Here is a 17,113-nt window from a genome sequence, read left to right as displayed (position 1 = left end):
TCACCCCAGAAGCTGACGCAGCGGCAAAGCACTATCCGCCAGCATCAACCAAAAAAAAGCCGCCAAATTCAGCAGGATCATCAGACGGAATAACCATAAAAAGCTGTGTTTACTGGATTTATGTCTGAGCTTGTTTTGCGCCAGCACAGCGCCCGGCCAGCCGCCAAGCGCTGCCAATAACTGTAAAGTGGATTCTGCCGTGCGCCAACGCCGTTGTTTTGCCGCTTTTTTATCGCTGGCATAGCTGACAAAAGTCAGCGCCGACCACCCGAGATAATAACAGGCGATTTGCCAGGGTAGCAGCCGGAACACTGCAGCAGCGCCCAGCAACAACAAAAAACTCCACGCCAGAAAGTCCGGTATTGTCGCGGGTTTTTCGCCTGTAGCTTGCAGTTTTTCACCGGAAAAAGTCACTTCTTTGGCCTGCGACCGGCCTGCTCTGTCCGTCGTTTTACGATAAGTCACCAGATCGCCCGGTATCGGCCGGCGTTGTTTATTTTGCAGCGCTGAAATATGCAAAAAAACATCTGAACCACCCAGCATAGGCCGGATAAAACCAAATCCTTTTGCGTCCTGCCACTCGCTGATTTTGCCTTTTGCCCGCATCCTGCACCTGAAAAAATTTTTTTTGCAGCATAACCAAAAGCGCCGGCCTGTGCTATCCGGATACTTGCCGCCTGAAGACTGTGCCCCTTCGCACAAAACTCATGCAGCTATCAAGCTGCCCAACAAAAAACAAACGGGTTTAGCCCATTGGCAAGCCCTGATATACTGCCGTTATCTCAGTACCCCTGTACATTTATCCATAGGCGAGCTCAATGGACGTTTCTTTATTACTTGATGGTTTAAACGACAAACAGCGTGATGCGGTGGCAGCGCCCAGCCAGCATATGCTGATTCTGGCCGGCGCCGGCTCGGGCAAAACCCGGGTGCTGGTGCACCGGCTGGCCTGGCTGATGCAAGTTGAACGTGTGGCCCCTTATAGTTTGCTGGCAGTGACCTTTACCAATAAAGCAGCCCAGGAAATGCGCGCCCGTATAGAGCAAACAGTCGGTGTCAGTTTAAACAACTTATGGATGGGCACTTTCCACGGCTTGTCGCACCGCATGTTGCGTGCCCATTATGCCGAAGCTAATTTGCCACAGGGTTTTCAGATCATCGATTCAGACGACCAATACCGTTTAGTGCGCCGGGTGCTCAAAGCTTTAAATCTGGATGAAAAGCACTGGCCACCGAAACAAATTCAATGGTTTATTAATGGCCGTAAAGACGAAGGCGAGCGCCCGAACCAAATGGCGCATGGTGGCGATTATAACCTTGAGACCATGATTAAAATTTACGCCGCTTATCAGGACCTGTGCGACCGCGCCGGCTTGGTCGATTTTGCTGAAATATTACTCAGAAGTTTTGAGCTTTTGAAAAACAACAGCGAAATCCGCAGCCATTATCAGCAGCGGTTCCGGCAAATTCTGGTCGATGAGTTTCAGGACACCAACGCTATTCAGTATCAGTGGTTACGCTTGTTGGCCGGTAACCATGCCCGCGTGATGATAGTGGGTGACGACGACCAGTCCATTTACGGCTGGCGTGGTGCCAGGGTAGAAAATATCCAGACTTTTTTAAAAGACTTTCCGGACCCTGTCACTATCCGTTTGGAACAAAACTACCGCTCTACCGGCACTATCCTCAAAGCTGCCAATGCAGTGATTGCCAATAACAACAGTCGCTTAGGCAAAGACTTATGGACAGATGGCGACGATGGCGAAGCCATTTCGTTATACACCGCCTTTAACGAGCTGGATGAAGCGCGTTTTATTGTCAGCCGTATCCGCGAGTGGCGCCGTCAGGGCGGTAAACTTGTTGAGGCTGCAGTGTTGTACCGTAACAACGCCCAGTCGCGCGTGCTGGAAGAAGCGCTGATACAGGACGGCATGAACTACCGCATTTATGGTGGCCTGCGCTTTTATGAACGTCAGGAAATTAAAGACTCGCTGGCTTATTTGCGGCTGATTAACAACAGGCAGGACGATGCGGCACTGGAGCGTATTATCAATACCCCAACCCGCGGTATTGGTGATTCCAGCCTGGATAAAGTGCGTGAATTTGCCCGCCGTGAACAACAAACTTTATGGCAAAGTCTGCAGCAGATGTTGTTCCAGAAAGAGCTGACCGGCCGCGCCGCCAATGCGGTGTCGGCTTTTATGGAGCTGATTAATAAACTGGACGACGACATCCGCGATTTACCGCTGGATGAACAAGCCGACCATGTCATTCATCAATCTGGTCTTTATGCCATGTACCAGGCGGAAAAAGGCGAAAAAGCCCAGACCCGCATTGAAAACTTAAACGAACTGGTGAACGCCTGCGCCAACCAGAATTTTGCCGCCAATGAAGAAATGAGCCCGCTGTCGGCCTTTTTATCCCAGGCGGCACTGGAAGCCGGTGAATATCAGGCAGAAGAACATTCAGACGCTGTGCAGCTGATGACACTGCACACTGCCAAAGGTCTGGAATTCCCGCTGGTATTTGTCTGTGGTCTGGAAGAAGGCATGTTCCCAAGCCAGCAGTCGGGCGACGACCCAACAAGGCTCGAAGAAGAACGCCGGCTTTGTTATGTTGGCATGACCCGTGCCATGCAAAAACTGTATTTGTGCCACGCTGAAAGCCGGCGTTTATATGGCCAGGAGCAATACAACAAACCATCGCGCTTTTTACGCGAAATTCCGGCCGAATATGTCGAAGAAATCCGCCTGACCACCAGCGTCAGCCGTCCGACCCAATTTAACCGTTTTGGCAGCGCCGCTACCCACAGCGCTTTTGAAAACACCGGTTTTAAACTGGGCCAGCGTGTATTTCACGAAAAATTTGGTGAAGGCACAGTGCTGAACTACGAAGGCACAGGCAATCAGTCGAGAATTCAGGTGAATTTTGACGACTTAGGCAGCAAATGGCTGGTCACTGCTTATGCCAGGTTAGAGGCAATTTAACATGACTGCCGGGGCAGCTGTTGTTTCTTTGCCAGCGCTGCTGTTACAGCGCCAGCAGCAATGCCGGGCGCTGGGCTGGCGTTTACCGCTTTGGTTACAAACAAGCACTGCGGCAACTGAGCACAGCACCGAAGCCGCTGAGCAAACAGCCGCAACTCATCCATTGCTGCTGGCTTTACTAAAAACCCAGCCACCACAGGCCACAGTATTTTGGTTGGGTGATGTTTTGCCTGAAGTGCAACAGGCTTGTCCTTGGTGGCAAATTCAGCAGATAGAGCGAAAATCCCAGCTGCTGGGCGCTGAATGTGACGTGCTGGTGATTAACACCTGGCAAGGCATCGACTGGGATTTAGTGGCCGCCAGCGCTGGTTGTGTCAAAGCCGGTGGTTTGTGGCTGTTGTATAGCCCGGTTGCTGAGTTTTGGTTGAAGTTGCCTAACCCCAAAGCCGGTAAACTGCGCTCTTATCCTTATGAAGCCGGCCCCTCGGCATTTTTACAAAGCTGGCTTAATAAAAGCCCGCATCACAACTGGTTGGTATACCACAACAATCTGCTGCTGCAGGATTTAACCTTGCCTGCAGCGGCAACAGATGCAGATGTTCAATCGCAACAGCCAGAGCCACCTTATTTAAGTCAGCACCAGCAACAGGCGGTGGCCGCTATTTTTCAACTGCTTGCAGGCCACAGACGCCGGCCTTTACTGTTAACAGCACACCGCGGGCGCGGAAAATCGGCAGCGCTCGGTATAGCAGCAGCGTTGTTGCAGCAACAAGGCAAAAACCGGCTGGCCATTTGTGCGCCCCACCCCGACAATGCCGCCGTGGCGCTTCAGATGGCAAAACAACAGCTGCAACAGCTGGCACCAGACACTGAGCTGGCGCTTAGCTTCTGGCCTGTTGATGTGTTACTGGCGGAAAAACCCAAACTTGATTTATTGCTGATTGACGAAGCGGCGGCCATTCCCACTCCACAGCTGCAACAACTGGTGGCGCATTACAGCCGCGTGGTGCTGGCCAGCACAGAACATGGTTACGAAGGCACAGGCCGTGGTTTTTTATTAAAGTTTCAGCCTTATCTTGATGCCCACTGCCCGGGCTGGCAAAAATTTCAGTTACAACAAGCTATTCGATACGCCGCCGACTGCCCGCTGGAACAGCTTATTTTCCAAAGTTTTTTACTAGCCACCGAGTATCAGTTGCCACAATATCAGCCCACACAGCCGCTGCAGCTGAAGCTGATACCACAGACAGAACTGGCGCAATATCCCCGTTTTGCACAAATGATGGCACTGCTGAGCCTGGCGCATTATCAAACCAGTACCACAGATTTATGGGCACTGTTGGATAATCCGGCACTGCAACTTTTTACGCTGTGGCAGCAGCATGAGCTATTAGCTTGTGCTGTGATCAGTCTGGAAGGAGCTTTACCCGATGCTTTAACTAAGCAGATTTATCGGGGCGAGCGCCGGGTGCAAGGCCATTTAATGGCGCAAAGTCTGGCATTTCATTTGGCAAGCCCGGAACTTGCCCGGCTGAAAATGGCACGCATTCAGCGGATTGCCGTCAGCCCTGTGTTGCAGTCGCAGGGGCTTGGCACAAGGATGTTAGCGCTTCTGCAACAATATTTTGCCAGCACTGATGTGGCGCTGCTGGGCAGCAGCTTTGGCTGCACCAGCGCTTTGCTGCATTTCTGGCAGCGCGCCGGTTATCTGCCGGTCAAACTCAGTCAGCAAACCGAACAAGCCAGCAGTGAAGCGTCGATACTGATGCTCAAAGCTGTACAACCCAAGTGGCAGGCCAGCATTCAGGCGCTGCAGCAACAATTTAGCCAGCAGCTGTACTGGCAACTGGCCGACAGCCAGCGCCAACTGTGTCCGGCTCTGGCAGTAAAACTGGCAATACCTCCTGCAATCCCCTTGCCGGCCACCGCACATGAGCAACTGCAGTTATTCAGCGCCGGGCACAGGCCTTATGAGTTGGTGGAAGTCTGGTTATTGCACTGGTTTAACCTGAATTATCAACATCTTCCGGCGGCGACTGCCGCCATCTTTGTGAAAAAACTCTGGCAAAAACACAGCTGGCAAAGCCTGGGATCAGGTCATACCGGCAAAAAGGCATTGATCCTTGCCATACAGCAAGCCGTATCAGACTTTATTGTTGGATCTGAACCGTTGTTTGCTGCAGATCCCCTGACCTGTATCAAAACAGACAGGCTCTGAAGGATCTAGGCTATAGTACGAATGAGTTCAGCTTTTACTTCAGCTTAGATATATCAGGGTGGGCATTTGTATTGATGTGGCGATTATGGTCCCTGTTGTTATGGTGTTGCAGCACCCTGGTCAGCGCAGAAGATAAACTGCCGATTATCCTGGGGATGTCTGCCCCTTTCTCCGGCCCGGCGGCGCAACTGGGTTTAAGTTACCGTCATGGCGCCGAACTGGTGTTTCAAAAGCAAAATCAACTGGGTGGCATTGCCGGCCGGCCGCTGCAACTGGTGGCGCTGGATGATGGTTATGAGCCGCTGCGCACTGTCGCTAATACCAGGCAACTGCTGTTTTCTCATCAAGTGATGGCATTATTTGGTTATATAGGTACACCAACCTCCAGCGCTGTGCTGCCGATGCTCAGGCATGAACAGGTGCCTTATCTGGCGCCATTTAGCGGTGCCGACTTATTACGCCAGAGCGAAGACCATTTTATTTATAACTTCCGCGCCAGTTATGCTGAAGAAGCCAAAGCCCAGATTGCCTATCTGGTCGATAAACAAAAATTACGTAAAGTGGCGTTGTTGATCCAGGCCGATGAATTTGGTGCCACGCTGGAGCAAAGCTTTTTAACCGAGCTAAGTTATCGTGGCATTAAACCCTTGGTGATCAGCAGATTTCAGCGCAACAGCGGCGACTTAAGCCTTGCGGTGAAACAACTGGTGCAATACCAACCGGAGCTGGTGCTGACAGTTGGCACTTATCAGGTACTGGCCCAGGCGATTAAACTGGCCAATCTGAAAAAATTCCGTCCTATGTACAGTGTGGTGTCTTTTACCGGGGTGTCGGAGCTGGCACTGATGCTCAGCAGCCAGGACAAAGTGGTGGCCTCTATGGTGATGCCAGATCCGCTAAGCAGCCCATTAGCTTTGGCAAAGGCTTACCGCAAAGCAGCCGGCGACAAGGTGCCGTTAACAGATATTGCCTTCGAAGGTTTTGCTGCAGCCACACTGCTGGTGCAGGCGCTGCAGCAATGTTCCGAAGATATCAGCCGGAGCTGTTTATTAAAAACATTACCGGCTCAGAAGCTCTATGATTTTGAACTCAATTACGATCAAAAACGCCATCAGGCTTCAACCCAGGTATTTCTGGTCAGGCTGAAAAACCAACAGCTGCAGCCGCTGTCAGTTAATGACTAAAATAACCGGCACAACGTTTTACCCCGTTTTTGGTCAGGTAATAACGGCTGCAATTGGTGTCGTAGCTGCTGCCGGTTGCACTGATTTGCCAGCCCGACAAATACACCCCATGCAAATGGGTCCAGCTGCCATTTTGTTTTAAACTCCAGTGCTGATGGGGACCGGTGGAAGAACCACCATTACACAAGGCCTGCGCTTTGCTGTTAGCCGGATTGGCAATGCGGGTGTTTTTATACACTGTGGCCCCTGTGCCGTACTGAATATTCATCAGATGGTAATAGGTAGTCGACCAGCCGCCACTGTGCACCACTTCGGCAAAACAGGACGAATGCCGTTTAAAACTGCCAGCTGCAGAAGCCGCCACCCAGACACCGGACTGATTGCTGCCCCAACCGCCGCCCTGACTCATATCCAGCGACGACATCGGATAACTGCCGGATCCGGTATTGGTATGAGCGCCACCGACATGCCAGGACTGACCGGTAGGGAACGGAAACTGTAAAAAACCATTGGCAGGCCCAGCCAGTAACCTCGACTCCGGCTGGCGTATTTTCACCTGAGCCGCTTTAAAATCTTCGGCAAACAGCTTTTGATACAACTGGTTAAATCGTACCTGTTGCACCACAGGTCTGGCGAACTCTGAGTTCTGGCTAAACAGATAACCCAGCGGATCGGCGTCTTGATTTTGTAAAAACTCTCTGGCTTCCGGCAACTTCTGACCGCTGTATATACGCTCGGCCAGCTGATGACTCACGTCCTGCAGCTGTGCATTAAAACCAAGTTTTGCCGACAAGGAAGCAAAAGGACGCTGCATTCTGGCTTCATCGGCTTTGCCGTCTGTCACTATGCCGCTGTGCTGCTCGATTAATGTAATGAGCACCCGCGGGCTGATACTGCTGTAACCGGCCCAGTGGGAAATATGCTCAGCGTAAGGCAACAAATGCGGCGCCTGACTAGCCAGATAAGCTTCGATATCAAAATTAAACATTTCGTCGTAGCTGTACACCAGCGGATGCACCAGCTCGACAGATTCCGGTGGCCGGATAGGTTCTGCCGCCAGCAAAACGCCTGTTGCCATGGCCTGGAGACTAAGCGCACAAATAACACAAATGCTGATATTCCTGATTTTCATCGGTTCGTCCTTCTGAGGTTTGAGTCTGGCCCTATGCAGCCAATCTTCACTCTAGCCGCAGCAGATAAGGGTAAAAGCGACGAAAAATAAATATCACAAATTTGTCAGCCTGATGTCACAAACAGCTGACGGAACAACATGGGTAACAACAGTTCCAGCGACAAGGCTGCAACACATCGTTGTTGCAGCAAGGTGCGATGCCGTTGTGCGGCATCTGCAACAAGGCTGTCTTTTGGCACAAAAGCGGGAAAAACAAAGGGCGCCCAACTAGCGGCGCCCTGTTTTTTTAACGTTGTTGTACAAACTCTCGAAGCAACAATTGCTGCCGCCAGCTCAGCCGCCATTCCCCGCCTGGCGGTAATGTGCTGCTGTCACGGCAGAAATCGGCAGATTTTTCATTAAGCGCCAACACAAAATCCTGACCATTCTGCCGATGTAATAAAGTGACACTGGCAGCACCATCAGCAGGCCAACTGACGCAAACTTCATTGGACTTTTCCTGCACTTTGATATTGCGAGCAAGGCTTTGTAGCTGTTGTTGCGATTGAGCCAATAACTGAGCATCCTGAGATAACTCCGCCAGCTGCTCATTCGCCCGCCATATTTGCATTTTTCTAATGGTTAACGCCGGGATTTCCAGCTGGAAACGTTGCTCCACTTGCCCCTCGGCATGGTCATATTGTTGCAGCAGCACATTAAACTGATGCCAGCGCCCCTGTGCATCCAGTAGCCGAAGCACGACATCACTTTGCGCTATGTCATTGGGCGCGCGCGATAACGGCACTAAACTACGGATATTCATTTTTCCCTGACTAAAACTGCCACTCAGATACAAAGCGCCAGCGCCTTGTGCGCTTGCCGCGGTTAAACTTTGTTGCTGCGTTGGTGCTGTCAAAGCGGCAGGAAAAGAGGCTGGTGGGTTTTTAAGCACAAAATCCTGTACCGCTGCCACGTTGTAATCGGATACATGCCTGGGGCGGCAATAAGACATCACATCACTGTAAGTTCCGGGCGAAAAGGTACTGCTAAAATCCGGCGCCAAACCATAAGAGCCAATTGATTTGGGGTTGTAGGGATACATTGGATCAGTGCCGGAAGGATTGCCGCAATCAACATGCGGACGACCAAAATTGTGACCAAGTTCATGCGCCAACGTGTTGCCGTCATTGTCGGTATCAAAACCAACAGCGGCCGGAAAGGCGATATACCCCAGACCAGCACAACAGCCATCTCCCATCTCAGGTTTAAAATATCCATAATAATAAACCTGTTCGTTTTCGATAGAACGCAGGTCAGACAACTGGTCCAGCATCACGTAAGCCGTTGTTTTTGTTCCATCCACCTGCAACTGATAAGGCGCACGGGGTCGTACATCCACAGCGGTAAAAGGCCAGAACTTCTGCACAGTGTGCTGCACAAAGTCCACTGCAGGCAATGTCGCCACGCTGTCACCCAGCTGGAAAGGCACTATCCGAATGGCTAAGGGCCGTTCCGCAGCAAATGCCGGCGTAAGCTCTCTGACTTGTACGCCATCCTGTAATACTTTCAACACTACACCGGTTTTCATCCAGCTGGCCGGCACTGTCAGTTTATAACTGTGATTCAGACTGCTATGCACTTTACTGGCAGGTAAAGGCTGAGTCGGTGCTATGGCATCCAGCAAAGTGGTGCTGCCATTTAAACTCAATTGCACCTGTAACTTCGGCAGCACTGCCGGGGCTGTCGCTGCGGTGACGTGCAGTCGTAACAAGCCATCACGTTGTTGTGTTAACAAAGGTTTTTTCGACAACGTGACCTGACTTAAATCCACTGATTGCAACGCAGCAACAGCAGGTGCTGCCCCCACTTCAGCCATCCGCACCAGCTTTTCACCGCCAATGCCGTTGTCAAACAAAATGGCAGGCCTGAACTGGTCGGCCTGATAACCGCTAAACAACCGCTGACCACCGTTACCACAGGCTTGCATTGGACTAACAGGGGTTCCTGGCATCTGATCATCCAAGTCCAGATACAAGGCACAATGCAAAGTTGTGCTACTGCCACTGGCCTGCCAGTTGTAACTGAGCTGACGGTTTTGCACTTGCCCTTGTGCATTCAGCGTCACGCCAGCAAAGGTATCAGGGCAATCATCACGTTTGTCATCGTACAAGGACAAATTTAAATTGTATTTGGCTTTAAGCGCATTCAGTTCGTCGAGATGCAGTGAATAACCTTGTTGATCAATACATCCAGACACTGACAACGAAGCATTTTGGGCAAAATTGAGATTTTTCAGCACTGAAAAGTCAGTTAACAAACTGCGGTAAAGACTCACTGAAAGCAAAGTGTCCGCCTGCAACAACGGATTTAAATCAGTTATTTCGCTTCCGCCGAGATCAACACGCTCTAACTGCCCTAAATTACGCAGCGCAGAAATATCCTGCACTTTACTGCCGTGCAGATCCAAAGACTTTAAAGGTGCGTCGGCTAAAGGGCTAATATCCGAAGTAGCACTCCACAATAGCGAAAAGTATTTCAGAGGCATACCACGCAACGGCGTTAAATCCATCGCGGCCGGGTGAGACAATTCAAGGCTAGTCAGCGCTAAACCTTGCAGTGGTGACAAATCCGTCGTCTTCGGCTGACGAATCCTTAATTGACGAAGTGCCGACAGGTCTTTTAGCGGCGAAAAATCCACGATGGGGTTGTATTCCAAAAAAAGATTACGCAGTTTACTTAAATTCTGCAGCGGTTCCAGCCGTTCAATTTTATTGTAACTTAAGTTCAGGTAAACTAGGTTTACCGCATGTTGCAACCCCTGCAAATCGACAACGTTTTGCAAAAAAATATCCAGCTCAGTTAAAGCTGCCAACCGGCTCTTGGGAATAGCTGCGCCGGCATCAATTTTTAACCACCCCCGAATAGCTGAGTCCAGATTTGGATCAGGGAACACCACCACAGAATCGGGGTTAAAACTGGCAGTAACAGCACAAGGTGCAGTGACAGGGCCTGTGGTGTAAATATTGCCATTCAGCACTCCATTACAGCCGCTGGCCGTAGTGATATCAAAGCCACTGTCGGCTGTTAGAGTGAATCGTACTTGATCACCATGTTGCACTTGCTGGCTGGCTGGACTGATGCGTCCACCTTCGCTGCTGCTGGCACTGACCTGATAACTGATGGGGGAGAAAGTGGCGGCCACCTGACAATCAGCCTTCATGGGTGCCGTTTGGTACAGATCACCCATCATATTGCCGCCACAACCACTAATTTGATCCAGCATATACCCTTTGTCAGGGAGCACATTTAACCGAGCGGTAGCCCCCAACTCAGCAACCTGACTCACAGGTGTTAAGCGCCCGCCCAAGCCCCAGCTCGCACTCACCACAAATGTTTGCAATTTAAAAACAGCACGCACCTGACAGGCCGTTGTTACAGCCGCGACTTTGTACAGATTGCCATTCAGGCTGCCATGACAACCCGTGACACTGTCAATTAAATAACCTTGAGATGGCGACAAAGTCCACTCTGCCGGCTCGCCATAAGCAATATTTTGCTCACTGGGCGAAATACTGCCGCCACTACTGGCAGTTGCAGTTAATAACAAAATTTGTTTTTTAAAGCTGACTTTAACGGTACAAGCTGCATTGACCGCAGCAGTGCTATAACTCAAGCCATCGAGTGTGCCATTACAACCCGTAGCGCTATCAATAACAAAACCGGTTTGTGGTAATACGCTAAAAGTTGCAGTTTGCCCGGCTTTTACCTGAGCGCTCGCCGGGCTGATCGTACCACCTGAACCTGCTTCGGTACTTATCAGAAAGTTTGAGGTCTCTGATACAACCGGCTTCTCTGTGACAGTACTGTCATCACCACTACCGCCACCACAGCCCGTTAAAGCAATGATAACCAGCAGAAATAACCAGATTCTGTTGTTCATATTGTTACTCCTGTGACTACCGCAACTGCGGCGTCGTCCTTGATATGGGTTACTCTGTTTGTCGGGCTGCAGGCCTGACTATGCACTTGATTTTCCAAACTATTCGCCTGAACGTCAGGCGATGGGGCGACAGTATAACTGGCACTGCAGGTTTAAACTGCAGAATTTTTGCGTCGCCACACTTTGTACTTCTGGTGTAAAACACACCCAATGGCTAGCCCAAAGTTGCCGCCCCCAGCCAGACTAAAGCTTCAGTTGAGTTCAAAAGCCTTACCGTTTTTTCGTGTTCGGCAATATGCAATGCTGCATTGTATTTACCGTCATAGCCGCTGTTGGGCATCAATAGGTTTTCTTAGCGTTGCACTTGCACTTGCACTTGCACCCGCAGTAACCACACAAGCAGCAACCGGGAAAGTTTTTTTCATCATTTATTCATGCCTTGTTGAACCATGCAAAAACAATGTTGCTGGTATAACCGTCAGGCTCAGATGCTGCGCTGCAATTTGTAAGCGATGATAATTTGATTGGCTTTGTTCATCCGATAGTCAGCGAACAGCCAGATACTGTATTTTTAACTTTTACAGCAAGGAAATAGCGATATGTATCAGTTCAAACCGTTGTTAACCCCAGTATTATGCCTGACCACTGTGGTGCTTTTTGCAACCACAGTCAGCGCGCAAACTATCCCCCCGGCGCAACAACAATTGTTACTGCAAATGGCTGAGCAGTCAGGCTTATTACAACAGGCGGCCAATTGTAGTGGGGTGAGCAACGCCAGCTTAAAACAACATTTAGCCCGCGCTTTACAACAATGTCCGCTCGCCGCCAATGGCATGCCAAGCGAACAATGTGTCAAAACCAAACTGATCCAAAGCACTGGCGTATCACCCGCGGCGGTGAAAAAGTGTGAACAACTGGCAGCACAGGCACAGCAGCAACAACAGCAAACTTCGGCCGCAACTCAGCTGGACGCGCTGTTTGACAAAATTGGCGACAGAGAGCCAACTGCCGCCGAACAAATGCAAATTGAACAGTTAACCAATAAATTGCAGCAGGAAGGCATAGCACAACTGCGCTCGAACGTGGATATGCTGGTGAACGCCAGCCAGGGCACTACGGCCGGTATTCCGGCGCCTATGTATCCGGGCAGTAAAGTGCTGGTGCATTTACCGGCGCAGGGCATGGTGCAATTTGGCGATCAGAGTGTAAAAAGTTTACCCGGCGTATCTTTTGCTTCAACGGCATCCGCCACTGAGATCCTGGCCTGGTATCAACAACAATACCCAGCTTATCAATACCGGAAAATTGAACTGGGCGGCACGCCTGATCACCTGCTGCTGAAAAAAGCACCGGAACCTTTTGATTATATGCAGGTATTACCGCAGTTACCCGGTATTCCGCATGTGTTTATCACGGCCGCCAATCAAGAAACACAACGGCATTTGCCGGGCGCCCAAACCTTATTTACCGTCACTTATCAGCCCTGAAAGAAGCGGATAAAGCCGTTAAGCAAAATAGGCAGCGTCGGCAAAAGCCGGCGCTGCGGCATCTTTGGCCGACAATAACGGCGTGCCTTTGAGCGGCCAGTCAATGGCAAGCTGTACATCATCAAATCTGATACTGCGCTCGGCTGCCGGCTGGTAATAATCTGTAGTTTTGTAATGCACATCAGCACTTTCTGACAACACCAGAAAACCATGGGCAAAACCTTCCGGGATCCACAGCTGCTGCTGATTCTCCGCCGATAACAGCTGCCCCACCCACTGACCAAAAGTAGGCGACGAGCGCCGCAAATCCACTGCCACATCAAAAATTTCGCCCTGCACCACCCGGATCAGTTTGCCCTGCGGCTGTTGCAACTGATAATGCAAACCGCGCAGCACTCCGGCTTTGGAATGAGAATGGTTGTCCTGCACAAAATTCAGCGTTCGCCCCAGCAACTGCTGATATTGTTGCTGCTGAAAACTCTGCAAAAAATAACCCCGTTCGTCGGTAAAAACGCGCGGTTGTAATATCACCACATCAGGAATTTGGGTTGGGATCATCTGCATAAAGCGGCCTTTCAGAACTTGTTGCAGGCAAAAATGCCGCAATGGCGGCATTGTCGGTGATTTTCAGAAAAACGCAAGTCAGCCGCCCAGAGCAGGACACAGCAGCAAATGCTGTTCGCCGGCCGCATTCAACTTGCGCTGTTGTAAGCTGCTGTGAATAATCGCCGCAACTTTTTATGCCACAGGCAGCAGCATGGCTAATTTTATTTTGTGGGACAACGATGGAGTACTGGTTGACACCGAAGCACTGTATTACCAGTGCAACCGCGACTTTTATCAAACACTGGGGCTGGAGCTGACCGAACAGCAGTTTTTTCAGTGTTTTTTACTGGATAACATCGGCGCCTGGCATTTATTGCCAGAGCAGCTGACTGAAACAGCAATTGCCGCGCTGCGCCTGGAGCGCAACCGCCGTTACGCCAGTATGCTCAGTGAAGTTAACATTGCCCCTGTGCCCGGCATGGCGGCGCTGCTGGCACAGCTTAAACCCCGTTATCAGCATGGCATTGTCACCAGCGCACATCGTCAGCATTTTGAGCTGATCCACAGACACACTAACCTATTGGCGCATTTTCAGTTTGTACTGACCGGCGATGAAGTAAAGCAAGGCAAACCCCATCCTGAGCCTTATTTACGCGGTTTGGCGCAAAGCGGCCAGCCAGCAGAGCAGGTTATCGTGGTGGAAGACTCGCCGCGCGGCCTGCAGGCCGCCATCGCCGCCGGTTTGCGTTGTGTGGTGATCAAACACAGCTTTTGCCGCCATTACGATTTTGCCGGTGCCTGGCAAGTGGTCGAAACGGTCAGTCAGCTACAACAATGTTTAATGGACGCAGATTAGCCTGCTGATAAGGGCCGGTTTTCTGCTATGATCGCGCCATTCACCGACCTGCGACTGCAACAGTCAATCAACAGGCCGCCACCTGCAGGAACCTTGTATGATCAACTATTTCCGTGTGCTTGGCGTAAAAGCCAGCGCCAGCGAAGAAGAGATTAAAAAAGCCTATAAAAGGCTTGCCAATAAATACCACCCGGACAAATTACAGGGCAGCTCTGAAGATGACAAAGAGCAGGCCGCAGTGCAGCTGCAGCGCGTCAAAGAAGCCTATGATGTGTTGTCAGACCCAAAGCAACGTGCTGCTTTTATTAAAGATTTTAATAACGTGATAGTGCCGGACCCAACTGCAGCCATGCAGGAGCTGTGGGAGCAATATTATCCGCCGCGCTAACCCGGCGCTGCAGACCACAAGCAGTTAAAGCGACCAGCTCTGCAAAGACCACAGCACAGAGCTGCGGGCAAAAAAGCGGCCCAAAACAAAAAGTACAGCGGGAACCATGCCATTCAGTTGGCAATAAAATACAGCAGGACCCACCATGAGCCAGAAATTTAACGCAGCACGGTTAGAACAACTGAAAACCGATGCCTTTGAAAACATTGATTCTTATAACGACCCGGACACCCCAAAAGCGCTGGCCGCTTTTACTGAACAAATCAAAGGCATTTTGCAGGCAGCGCCTGATATGCTGCAGTCGGTGCCGGAATATCTACCGGTGGCACTTTATGGCCGGGTGAAGTTTCCGGGTGAAGCCAAACTCAAATGGTCGCAGTGGTTAAAAAGCGGCAATGCTCCGGCATGGGACGATTTTAAAACCACAGTGGCCTTTAACAACGCCGATTTACCGCTGGTAAAAACCATCCGCGCTTATAACGAAAGCCTGTTAATTGAAGCCTGTGCCGTGCTTTTTCTATTGTCGAATGAAACATCCAGCCCTGTGCAACGCAGCAAGGGGGGCCATGACGATGGTGACGATTACGAAGAAGAAGAAGAAGAAGAAGAAGACTACAGTGACGAGCGTGACCAAGCCGCTGACGATTACGACGGCACTGATGATGAAGACGAAGAAGGTTATGATGATCAATATGATGAAATTACCTTTAAACGGGAAGGTCGCTGATGAATAGTCTGATTGAGATTGCAGTTGCAGAAATTAAAGAACTGGCTGTGGTTGAACCCAAGCAAGCCAGCAAAAGATTTGAGCTGATGGCCAATACCATGTCAGACGCCCAGCTGGTTGAAGTGATTGAAAATATTGATATTGTGACGCTGACGCAAATTAACAGCCAACATGATATTTCCTTCCCTTCGATTATTTCTGAGCTGATGACAGTGGAAAAAATCCGCGACATCGTGTGTCAGCAGCCGTTGTATTGGGAAGAAAAAATCAAAAATAACGCTGAAGAGTTAAAACAGCACACTTTTGATTTTTTAACTTACCTGATCCGCACTCAGGAAACCGAAGAAAAACAAGCCGAAATTCTCGAGTGTATTGCCGAAGATCCGGCCGGTTTGTTTTATCTGTCTATTCCCTTTATTGAGTTATACCGTGGCGAAGTGATTGAAGATGAAGACGAAATTCACGACATCCTGCACGAAGAAGAACAGGATTTAGAAGAAGCGGTCAGCTTTACCGAACGCCATTTAAACGAAGAAGTGCATGGTTTGGGTTTTGACGATCCACGCAGTTTACTGGCGCTGATTCGCCAGCTGACACCCGAAGTGGAACAGTCGATTAAGAGCCTGATCCGCAACGAGAATTCAGGCTGGGAAAATATTATCAATAAGTTTGCCACTGAGCTGGTGATGCAAGCCAAAGAGAAAAATCAGGCCACCGACGAATACGCCGAAGTGGACGAGATGTTTAGTTTTCTGGATTAAGGTTTGCCATGCAGTTAGCCATACGCGATAGCAATCAGGGCCCGTTTTTCAGCAAAGTGCTGCGACAGGCGCAGGAACAGCAGCAACTAAGCAATGCTGAACTGGCGCAAATTAAAAGCAAAGCCGTGCTGATGAGCCTGAAGTTTGCCGATAAGTTTTACAACAAATACAAAATGCACCTGCTGGAGCAGGCCGCTCACGATGTCATTGGCGTGATTAGTTTAGGTTTGGCTGAGCTCAGCGGTCAGGACGAGCAAAAAGCGCTGCAACTGCTGACCAGCGCCGACAGCGTGATGAAGCCGTTTCAAAAAGGCTGGAGCATGCTGGTAACAGTCAGCCATAAACAGCCCAACCGTAAATCGCTGTTTGGTGAGGTGGACGAGCAGCTGCTCAATGATATTTCCAGCCCGCCGGACGCCGAAGAGTGGCAAGGCTGGCAGATTTATCAAAATGCGCTTTTGGAAGCCAACCGCCGCAACGCCATTACGGTGTTAAAACAGCAGTTTTTCCAGCAAACTGTGCTCGACCCTTTTGAGCACTTTAACCTCGAAGGCATGCTGGCCGAAGTGGTGATTTACCGTGTGTTCTGTGGCCACAGCAAAGTAAAACAGGATTTAAAACAACGTATCCGTCAGGTGGAATTACAGGATCGTTGGTTTGACGTGGCTTATTTGCAGCTGCAAACCGAAGTGGCCCTGGCCGAACTGCCGCCCGGCATCAGCGAGGCCATCCGCCCCGATATAGGGCAAAACTTCGCTCAAGCGCTGTTAAAAACTATGAACTTTGCGGTGAAATACCGCGAAAAGGCGCTGGCAAACGCTTCACCAGAACAACTGGATGCTTTTGAACATAAACAAGGTATGCAAAACCCGTTACTGGGTTGGCCGCAGTATATTGAGATGTAAGGC

At 50.3% G+C, this 17,113-nt stretch carries 13 protein-coding genes; 9 read left to right on the top strand and 4 right to left on the bottom strand.

From position 1 onward, the window contains the following. On the bottom strand, positions 1-606 hold the full coding sequence (locus N3Z11_RS01310) for a cold shock and DUF1294 domain-containing protein (RefSeq protein ID WP_260655336.1): 606 nt from the start codon (positions 604-606) through the stop codon (positions 1-3). Between the two features lie 212 nt (positions 607-818). On the opposite strand from N3Z11_RS01310, the gene uvrD reads away from it, so the two are divergent. The 3 genes from uvrD to N3Z11_RS01295 all read left to right on the top strand — a co-directional run bounded on the left by uvrD (position 819) and on the right by N3Z11_RS01295 (position 6,389). Continuing rightward, positions 819-2,987, top strand: coding sequence for a DNA helicase II (uvrD, locus tag N3Z11_RS01305; protein WP_260655335.1), 2,169 nt, complete (start codon positions 819-821; stop codon positions 2,985-2,987). Between the two features lies 1 nt (position 2,988). Continuing rightward, on the top strand, positions 2,989-5,205 hold the full coding sequence (locus N3Z11_RS01300; protein WP_260655334.1) for a GNAT family N-acetyltransferase: 2,217 nt from the start codon (positions 2,989-2,991) through the stop codon (positions 5,203-5,205). Positions 5,206-5,279: 74 nt separating this feature from the next. Next, on the top strand, positions 5,280-6,389 hold the full coding sequence (locus tag N3Z11_RS01295) for an ABC transporter substrate-binding protein (RefSeq protein ID WP_260655333.1): 1,110 nt from the start codon (positions 5,280-5,282) through the stop codon (positions 6,387-6,389). Here the strand turns inward: N3Z11_RS01295 and N3Z11_RS01290 are convergent. Both N3Z11_RS01290 and N3Z11_RS01285 read right to left on the bottom strand, forming a co-directional pair. Next, positions 6,379-7,521 carry a M23 family metallopeptidase gene (locus N3Z11_RS01290; RefSeq protein WP_260655332.1) on the bottom strand — a complete coding sequence of 381 codons (1,143 nt, stop codon included), beginning with the start codon at positions 7,519-7,521 and terminating at the stop codon, positions 6,379-6,381. The genes N3Z11_RS01295 and N3Z11_RS01290 overlap by 11 nt on opposite strands. A gap of 286 nt (positions 7,522-7,807) precedes the next feature. Then, entirely contained in the window at positions 7,808-11,440 is a 3,633-nt protein-coding gene (locus tag N3Z11_RS01285; RefSeq protein WP_260655331.1) for an InlB B-repeat-containing protein, read from the bottom strand. Between the two features lie 599 nt (positions 11,441-12,039). Here N3Z11_RS01285 and N3Z11_RS01280 point away from each other — a divergent pair. Beyond that, positions 12,040-12,927: a hypothetical protein gene (locus N3Z11_RS01280; RefSeq protein WP_260655330.1), complete on the top strand. Its 888-nt coding sequence runs from the start codon at positions 12,040-12,042 to the stop codon at positions 12,925-12,927. An 18-nt stretch (positions 12,928-12,945) separates the two neighbouring features. Here the strand turns inward: N3Z11_RS01280 and rfbC are convergent, their stop codons facing one another. After that, a complete protein-coding gene (gene rfbC, locus N3Z11_RS01275; RefSeq protein WP_260655329.1) occupies positions 12,946-13,491 on the bottom strand; it encodes a dTDP-4-dehydrorhamnose 3,5-epimerase in 546 nt (181 codons plus the stop codon). Between the two features lie 193 nt (positions 13,492-13,684). Here rfbC and N3Z11_RS01270 point away from each other — a divergent pair, with 193 nt between their 5' ends. From N3Z11_RS01270 to N3Z11_RS01250, 5 genes are all read left to right on the top strand, one after another. Further along, entirely contained in the window at positions 13,685-14,329 is a 645-nt protein-coding gene (locus N3Z11_RS01270; protein WP_260655328.1) for an HAD family hydrolase, read from the top strand. 97 nt (positions 14,330-14,426) lie between these two features. Continuing rightward, complete coding sequence (locus tag N3Z11_RS01265; RefSeq protein ID WP_260655327.1) at positions 14,427-14,717, top strand: DnaJ domain-containing protein; 291 nt, start codon at positions 14,427-14,429, stop codon at positions 14,715-14,717. Positions 14,718-14,862: 145 nt separating this feature from the next. Then, the gene (locus tag N3Z11_RS01260; protein WP_260655326.1) at positions 14,863-15,444 is read left to right on the top strand and encodes a hypothetical protein; all 582 of its coding nucleotides are present in this window, start codon (positions 14,863-14,865) and stop codon (positions 15,442-15,444) included. Continuing rightward, the gene (locus N3Z11_RS01255) at positions 15,444-16,205 is read left to right on the top strand and encodes a hypothetical protein (RefSeq protein WP_260655325.1); all 762 of its coding nucleotides are present in this window, start codon (positions 15,444-15,446) and stop codon (positions 16,203-16,205) included. Before N3Z11_RS01260 ends, N3Z11_RS01255 begins: the two co-directional genes overlap by 1 nt. An 8-nt stretch (positions 16,206-16,213) precedes the next feature. Further along, entirely contained in the window at positions 16,214-17,110 is an 897-nt protein-coding gene (locus N3Z11_RS01250) for a hypothetical protein (protein ID WP_260655324.1), read from the top strand. Positions 17,111-17,113 lie beyond the last annotated feature (3 nt).

Source organism: Rheinheimera sp. 4Y26 (assembly GCF_025245835.1).
Lineage (GTDB): Bacteria > Pseudomonadota > Gammaproteobacteria > Enterobacterales > Alteromonadaceae > Pararheinheimera.
Note: the sequence above shows the minus strand (reverse complement) of the source record. Positions and strands in the feature narration are given on the sequence as shown.